The sequence below is a fragment of the Actinoplanes sandaracinus genome (genome assembly GCF_030009775.1).
In the GTDB taxonomy this organism is placed as follows: Bacteria; Actinomycetota; Actinomycetes; order Mycobacteriales; family Micromonosporaceae; genus Actinoplanes; species Actinoplanes sandaracinus.
Genome location: NZ_JASCTH010000048.1, coordinates 35,309 through 42,796 on the forward strand (window position 1 = coordinate 35,309; position 7,488 = coordinate 42,796).

Genomic DNA, 7,488 nt, shown 5'->3' on the forward strand with positions numbered 1-7,488 from the left:
CCGCGCCTACGGTTTCACGGAGAGGGTCAGTCGTCCTCGCGATCGCCGCCGCCCAGAACGGCGCCGGTCACCGCGTCGACCTCCACCTCGTTCTCGTTGCCGCGCAGCGCGAACTTCATTTCCCAGATCGGCCCGCCGGCTTGCTCGTCGAGCTCGGCCTCGATCACTCGCGCGCCCGGGAACCTGCGGGTCACGATGTCGGCCGCCTGGACGGCGTTGACCGGCCGCGGACCGAACCTCGCGTCCAGTTCCGGGTCGATCTCGATCTCGAATCCGGCTGAGGTGCTCCGCCGGTCCGTGGAGTCGTCGGCCATCGCCAACGCGGTACCCGCACTCAAGGGCACGGCAACGCCGACGACGGTGACCGCGACCAACAGACTTCTGCGCATCGATTCCTCCGATTGCTGGGCCGCCGCTTCGCCGGGCCGTGGACGCCCCCGTGCGGCGGGTGACGTCGGGCAGTACGGGGGATCGGATCATTCAGACGAGGTCCCGGCGCAAGCCTGGCTGTTCCCTGGCTGATTCCTGGCTTTCGCGTCCGTCGGCCCGGTAGGCGGCCGGCTGTCCGCACCTCCGGTGTAAGGCGTCCGCCGGACGGCACACGCGGCGTCAGCGGCCCGGCGGACCCTGGACATCGCCGGCGGGCACGACCAGCCGGAACCCGATGCCGCGCCGGTTCTCGATCCATCGCGGATCGCCGAGCTTGCGCCGCAGCGTCGCGACGTGGAAGTCCAGGGTCTTGCCGCGACCGAAGAAGTTCGGCTCCCAGACCGTCTCCAGGATCCGGCGCCGCTCCACGACCGCCCCGGGGTCGGCCGCCAGCAGGGCCAGCAGGTGGTACTCCTTCGGCGTCAGCGCCAGCGGGACCCCGGACAGCATCGCCTGCCGGGTACGGTCGTCGATCGTCAGCGGCCCGAGCGGGTTCTCCGGGGCCTGCGCCCGCGGTGCGGCCGCGCGAGTGCGGCGGCCGATGGCCCGCATCCGGGCGACCAGTTCCCGGGTGCTGAACGGTTTCGGCAGGTAGTCGTCAGCCCCGATCTCCAGCCCGAGGACACGGTCGGTCTCGTCGCCGCGGGCGGTCAGCATGATGATCGGGACGTCGCTGACCTGCCGCAGCCGCCGGCACACGTCGATGCCGTCGATGTCGGGCAGGCCGAGGTCCAGCAGCACGAAGTCACCGAGCGGGGCTTTCAGCGCCGCCGCGCCGGTGCCCACCCGGTCCGTGGTGATGCCGTACCGGCTCAACCCGTCGGCGAGGGGCTCCGCGATCGACTCGTCGTCCTCCACCAGCAGAACCCGCACCATGCCTCCTCGACCAGCGATATCCCCGCGGCAACAGATACGCGGCGAACCGTCTCCCGGTTGAACCCGGCCGGCCGGACCATCCGTACCGATGCCTGTGATCCGCCGCCTGCTGTTGACGTATCTGTCGCTGACCCTGGTGGTCCTGGCCGGCCTGGCTCTGCCCTTCGGCTACGTCTACCAGCGCGGCGAACAACAACACGCGCTCGCCCAACTGGAACACGACGCGGAGACTCTGGCGGCGTTCATCGACACCGCCCTGCGCACCGCCCACGAGAACCAGATCGGCGCCCTGGTCCACGACGCCGCACAGCGGTGGACCGCCCGCATCGACCTGATCGACGCCGGCGGACGCCCGGTCATCACCACACGGACCGACGGCTCCGCCGCGCCGGACCTGAGCCGGGTGCTGGCCAGCCACACCCCGGTGATCAGCGGCATCGGCGACGGCCGGATGACGGTCGCCGTACCGATCCATCCGGGCCGGCCGTCGCAAGGCGCTCTGCAGGTCAGCGTGTCCAGCGCGCCGCTCACCGCCCGGATCCACCAGTTCCACCTGGTGCTCGCGGGTGTCAGCGTGGCCGTCCTGATCTGCGGAGCACTCATCGCCCTGGCACTGGCCCGCTGGATCGGCCGGCCCGTACGGGAACTGGAACGCGCCACCCGCCGCCTCGCCGATGGAGCCACCACCCCGGCGCCGGCCACCACCGGCCCGCCCGAGCTGCGCCGGCTGGCGGAAACCTTCAACGTCACAGCGGTACGGCTGCAGGAGCTCATCGCCGCGCAGCGCTCCTTCGTCGGACACGCCTCCCACCAGCTCAAAACACCGCTGACGGCACTACGACTACGGCTGGAGAACCTGGAACCGGACATCACCGCCGGCGGGGAAGCCAACCTGCGGGCGGCGCTACGCGAGGCCGACCGGCTCGCCACCCTGGTCGACACCCTGCTGGCCATGACCCGCAGCGAGCACCGGACGACGCCCTGCGAACCCGTGACGATCAGCGCCACGGTCGCCGCCCGGGCCGCCGTCTGGGGACCGGTGGCCGAGGACCGCGGCGTCACCCTCACCACCACGGGACCCGGCGACGTCACGGCCCAGGTCATCCCCGGCGCGCTGGAGCAGATCCTCGACAACCTGATCGCCAACGCCCTCGACGTGGCCCCGCCCGGCACCGCCGTCACCATCACCTGGCACAGCGACGGCGCCACCGCGGAACTTCATGTCATTGACGCCGGGCCCGGGCTCAGCGACGAACACCGGGCGCAGGCACTGCGACCCTTCTGGCGCGCACCCGACGCACGTCAAGGCGGCACCGGACTTGGGCTCGCGCTGGTGGAGAAGCTCGCCGAAGCCGGCGGCGGGCGCTGCCGGCTCGACGGCGCCGAACCCACCGGCATCGACGCCGTCGTCGCCCTGCGCACCTGACGGCCGGCAACACATCGCCGCTGGAAGCTCGGAGCCGCCCGGCCCGGAACCCGGCGGCACTCCCCCGCACCCGGTGTGGACGCGTCCCGTGCCGTACCGTCGCCGCGGTTGGTTTCTCAGCCCGGTTGAGGCTCGCCGGCGCGCCGGCGGATCCGGCCGCGTGCGGCGCGCCGGTCCAGGCGCCGTTGTTCCTTGTCGGCCCATCTGGCGACCCGGCGGGGGTCGAGCCGTCCGCCGTGGCCGACGTGGAGCGCGCCGGGTTCGAGGTCGAGCATCGCTCGCAGGCTGGCGAGGTTGGCGATCGGGTCGTCGTGGAAGGGTGGGTTGGCCGGCCTGCCGGTGATGGATCCCATGAACGAGCTGGCGATCAGGTCGCCGGCGACCAGGTCTCCGTCGTCGGTGAGCACGGAGACCGATCCGGCGGTGTGGCCGGGCGTGGGCACGACGCGGGCGGCGACGCCGAGGTCGTCGAGTCGCCGCGCGCCGTCGAGGACGAGGTCCGGTTCGACCGGCTGGACGGTGGCGTGCAGGGCGGGCATCCGGCTGAGCAACGAACCGAACGGGCCGGTGGGCAGGTACGGCTCCCGGACCCGGCCAGCCCGGTACGGCTCGAGGTCGGCACGGTGGGCGGCGATCGGGGCGCCGGTCAGCCGGCTGACCTGGGCCGCGGCGCCGAAGTGGTCGATGTGGGCGTGGGTGAGCACGATCAGCGCCAGGTCCGCGGGGTCGACGCCGTGGGCGGCGATCCCGTCGACGATCTTGCGGCCGCTGCCGGGGATGCCCGCGTCGACGAGGATCGGCCGGCGGCCCAGCAGCAGGTAGGCGTTGATGGAATGCCGGCCCGCGACCGGGATCGGCCGCACACTGACCTGGCCGCGCCCGGCTCGGGCCCTCATCGTGCGACTCCGATGGCCACGGCGGCGTTCGATGCCGTCCCGGCTGCGGTGACCGCCGGGGCGGCCGGTGTCGATGACATGTCATCCTCCTGAAAGATTTGACTGATCGGTCAACTCTGGTGGCAGGCAAAAGCAGGCGCCTTCTGAGCGATCCTCAGCGAGACGCCCGCAGCAGCAGACGGATGTCGGATCTGGCGAGCAGGACGAGGCCCGGATCATCGTGGGCCTTGGCCAGCAGCGCCAAGCCCTGCATCAGGGCCAGCACCCGGGTCGCGGCCTCGCCGGGGTCCACGTCCGCCGGCACGTCACCGCGCCCTTTCGCCTCACTGATCGCCGTGGAGAAATAGCCCATCCAGCCGCTCAGGACCCGACCGGCCTGGGCCCGAGCCTCGCCGCCGTGCGCGGCGACCTCGGACGCCAGGGTGCCGAGCGGACAGCCCGGCGTGACGCCGAACCGCTCGCGCATCAGCGTCAGCATCCGCACGAAGCTCTCCACGAACCGGTCGATGCGGTCCAACGGGGCCACGTCGTCGGCGAAGGACTCCTCCAGCACCGCCCGCATCATGTCCCAGTTGTGCTCCAGGACCGCCCCGCCCAGCGCTTCCTTGGACGGGAAGAAGTGATAGAGGCTGCCCTTGTGCACACCGGCGGCACGGCAGACGTCCTCGGTGCTGACCTCCGCCAGCGAGGCGCCGTGAACGAGATCGCGCGCCACCGCGAGGATGCGCTCCCGAGTGTCCCGTGCCATCGGACCTCCAGTTGACTGTGCGGTCAAATCTACGCACTGATTGACCGCTCGGTCAACTCGGTGATCGTGAGTATCACTGTCCCCCACGTGTGTCGCGCCCTGACAGTCAGCACCCAGCTTCAGTAGCGGAAGCGTTGCACCAGGGCTTGCAGGTCGCTGGACATGGTGGCCAGTTCGGTGGCTGCGGTGCGAGCTTCTTCGATACCGGCGTCGGTGACCCGGGCAGCTGATGCCACGGCGTGGACCGAGACGGTGATGTCAGTGCTGCCCGCCGCGGTCTCGTTCACGCCGCGGCTCATCTCCCGGCTGGTGGCGCTCTGCTGTTCCACGGCGGCCGCGATAGCGGACTGCTGTGCGTCGATGATTTGCACGACCTCGCGGATACGGTCGATGGCTTCCACGGCGGCCTGGGTGCTGGCCTGGATGGCGTTCACCCGGTCGATGATCTCGCCGGTGGCTCGGGCGGTTTCCTGGGCGAGGTCTTTGACCTCACTGGCGACCACGGCGAAGCCCTTTCCGGCGTCGCCGGCCCGGGCGGCCTCGATGGTGGCGTTGAGGGCGAGCAGGTTGGTCTGTTCGGCGATCGAGGTGATCACTTTGACGACGTCACTGATCTGCGCCGACGCGTCGCCGAGTTCGGCGACCGTGGCGCTGGTCGCCTCCACCGCGTGCACGGCGTCGACGCCGACCTGCGCCGCTGTGGAAGCGCTGCGGGCGATGTCCGCTATCGCCTGGTCCATCTCCGCCGAGCCCTGCGTAACGGCCTGGATGTGCCGTGACACCTGGGCGGCGGCATCGGAGGCGTGAACGGCTTCGGCCGCGGTCGTGGCCGAGCTGTCGGCGAGGCGGCCGCTGGTTGCGGACAGCTCGGTGGAGGCGCGGGCCAGGGTGGCGGCGCTGCCAGCCAGAGCCTGCACGGTGGTTCGTAGCTCGCCGGTCATGGCGTCCACGGCCTGGCCCAGTTGGCCGGTCTCGTCTCGGGTGGTCAGCCCGGTGGCCGCGGTCAGATCACCGGCGCCGACGCGGTGGAGCACGGTGATGCTGTGCCTCAGCGGGCGCACCACCGACCGGGTCACCAGACGGCTGAGCAGCAACGCCAGCACGACGGCCAGCAACCCGGCCGCGACGACGGCGTTGATCACGAACCGGCCGACGCGGTCCACCTCGGCGGTCAGGGCGGCGACCCGTTCGGCGACCGAGGCGAGAATCTTCTCGGTGGAGGCCAGCAGGTCGCTCCACGCGGTGTCAAGTGGCTCGTTGAGGATCTCGTAGGCCTTGCTCATCGCGGCGGGGGTGCCCGCGGCGATGAGCGCGACCATCTCGTCGTCGTGGCGGAAGTAGGTGTCCCAAAGACCTTGCTGCCGGTCGAGTTCGGTACGCTCGGTGGCGATCATCGCCCCACGGTCGATCTTCGGGAGCAGGTCGTAGACGGCGGACTTCGACGCCAGCAACCCACTGCGGTTGTACGCGTCCGGTTCGACGGCCTGAGCGCCGCCAGCGACCATCGCCTCCGCATAGATATAGCCTTGCCAGCCGCTGATGTCAGCATCCAGATACCGCAACTGCTGTATCTGGTCGGCCACCGCCCGCAGCCGCGACAGGTCGGCCTGCAGGGACCGCTGCCGCTGCGCCCCCCACGCCCCTGTGCCCGCCACAGCGCCGAGCAGAACACACACGATCAGGAACGCCCCGCCCAGACGAGTCCCGACACTTCTGTCCAGCAGCCCACTACGCACAACCTTGAAATCGGACAGCAACCGCCGGAAATGAGCACTCCGTCCCAGCAGCACCTTCCCGTCGACCGCTCGCAACGCTTGCGCTCAAGGCAACGACAAAGCGCCGCCCGGTGGGGGACCGGGCGGCGCTTGTGTTCGGGGTGGGTCAGCCGATCTTCACCTTGAAGATCGGGTTGGCGGCCAGCTTCTGGAAAGCGGCGAGGCCGGTCTTGGTGCTGTCGATGGAAAGCGGCGAGGCCGGTCTTGGTGCTGTCGATGCTGATGTCGCGGTCGCCCTGGTCGTCCTTCTTGGTGTCGAAGTGCACGATCGCCTTGATGGCGGGGCGCTTCTTCAGCTCGGCGACGACGCCGTTGTAGACGGCGGACTTGTCAGTGATCTTGCCGACGCGGTGGTAGGCGCCCCACTCGGCGACCATGACCGGCTTGCCCGCGTGCTTGGTGGTGGCCCAGTCGTAGAAGCCGAGGCCGCCCTTCTTGGGCTTGCGGTCGAGCAGGTCGGCGAAGGTGCCGTAGTGGTAGTAGCCCTTCTCGACCGAGACGTAGGAGTCCAGGCCAATCCAGTCGACGACCTCGTCGCCGGGGTAGAGGTCGGCCCACCAGGACTGCGACATCCACTTCTCGTTACCCATGTAGGCCATCACGTTGACGACGTTGGTCACGCCCTGCGCGCGCAGGCGCAGGATGGTGTGCCGGTACATGGCGGCGAAGTCCTTCGCCTCCCAGCCGGAACCGGTCCGCGCGATGACGTCGTTCTCCGGCTCGTGGTTCAGCACGAGGAAGAACTTCTTGCCGTACGCCTTGGCGCGCTTGGCGAAGGCGTCGATACGGGCGTCCTGCTCACCCTTGGCGACCTTGGCCCAGCTCGAGCCGTAGGCGATCTTCCAGTTCTCCAGCAGCACGCGCGGGTTGGCCGGGTCGTTCGTCATGGCGATCTCGGCCTTGGTCGGGAAGACCTCGTTGCCCTTGTGGTACTGGTGGAAGATCGAGGCGGTCCGGCCGCTGGTCTTCTCCCAGCCCTTGAGGGCCAGGTCACGGGGCGCGGAGGTGAAGCCACCGGCCGCGCCGCCCCAGAGGACGTTGCAGGTCGGGACGAGCTTGGCATCGGTGACGCAGGTCTTCGATGCCGGAGCGGCGTGAGCCGCGGACGGCGCCACCACAGCGGCGGCACCGGCGAAAACGGCGGTCAGAGCTGTCAGGAACTTCGGCAGCTTGGCCAGACGCAAATTAACTCCCCCAGATTGTCCGGCGCGTTGTCGCACCGGGCATGTGAAAGAGATTCCAGGGCGGCGGGTGCCAGGCCAGTTCCCGTGCAGGTGCCACCCGGTTGCGGTGAATCGGACACCGGAACGGGCTGATCCGCTTGCACCGGACAGCGGC

At 70.1% G+C, this 7,488-nt stretch carries 7 protein-coding genes; 1 reads left to right on the forward strand and 6 read right to left on the reverse strand.

The window, feature by feature from the left end; all coding sequences use genetic code 11:
* Nucleotides 1-26: 26 nt before the first annotated feature.
* Together QLQ12_RS44095 and QLQ12_RS44100 are read right to left on the reverse strand one after the other, a co-directional pair.
* Complete coding sequence (locus QLQ12_RS44095; RefSeq protein WP_282767050.1) at nt 27-389, reverse strand: PepSY domain-containing protein; 363 nt, start codon at nt 387-389, stop codon at nt 27-29.
* 220 nt (nt 390-609) lie between these two features.
* Entirely contained in the window at nt 610-1,305 is a 696-nt protein-coding gene (locus QLQ12_RS44100; RefSeq protein WP_282767051.1) for a response regulator transcription factor, read from the reverse strand.
* A gap of 88 nt (nt 1,306-1,393) precedes the next feature.
* Between QLQ12_RS44100 and QLQ12_RS44105 the strand changes: the two genes are divergently transcribed.
* Nucleotides 1,394-2,731: a sensor histidine kinase gene (locus tag QLQ12_RS44105; RefSeq protein WP_282767052.1), complete on the forward strand. Its 1,338-nt coding sequence runs from the start codon at nt 1,394-1,396 to the stop codon at nt 2,729-2,731.
* 116 nt (nt 2,732-2,847) lie between these two features.
* Here the strand turns inward: QLQ12_RS44105 and QLQ12_RS44110 are convergent, their stop codons facing one another.
* The 4 genes from QLQ12_RS44110 to QLQ12_RS44125 form a co-directional block, all read right to left on the reverse strand.
* Nucleotides 2,848-3,627, reverse strand: coding sequence for an MBL fold metallo-hydrolase (locus tag QLQ12_RS44110; protein ID WP_282767053.1), 780 nt, complete (start codon nt 3,625-3,627; stop codon nt 2,848-2,850).
* 154 nt (nt 3,628-3,781) lie between these two features.
* Nucleotides 3,782-4,375, reverse strand: coding sequence for a TetR/AcrR family transcriptional regulator (locus tag QLQ12_RS44115; protein WP_282767054.1), 594 nt, complete (start codon nt 4,373-4,375; stop codon nt 3,782-3,784).
* A 119-nt stretch (nt 4,376-4,494) separates the two neighbouring features.
* Nucleotides 4,495-6,030 carry a methyl-accepting chemotaxis protein gene (locus QLQ12_RS44120; protein WP_282767055.1) on the reverse strand — a complete coding sequence of 512 codons (1,536 nt, stop codon included), beginning with the start codon at nt 6,028-6,030 and terminating at the stop codon, nt 4,495-4,497.
* 23 nt (nt 6,031-6,053) lie between these two features.
* Nucleotides 6,054-7,488 (reverse strand): glycoside hydrolase family 26 protein (locus QLQ12_RS44125; RefSeq protein WP_282767056.1); only part of this gene is annotated, 1,435 nt, incomplete at its 5' end.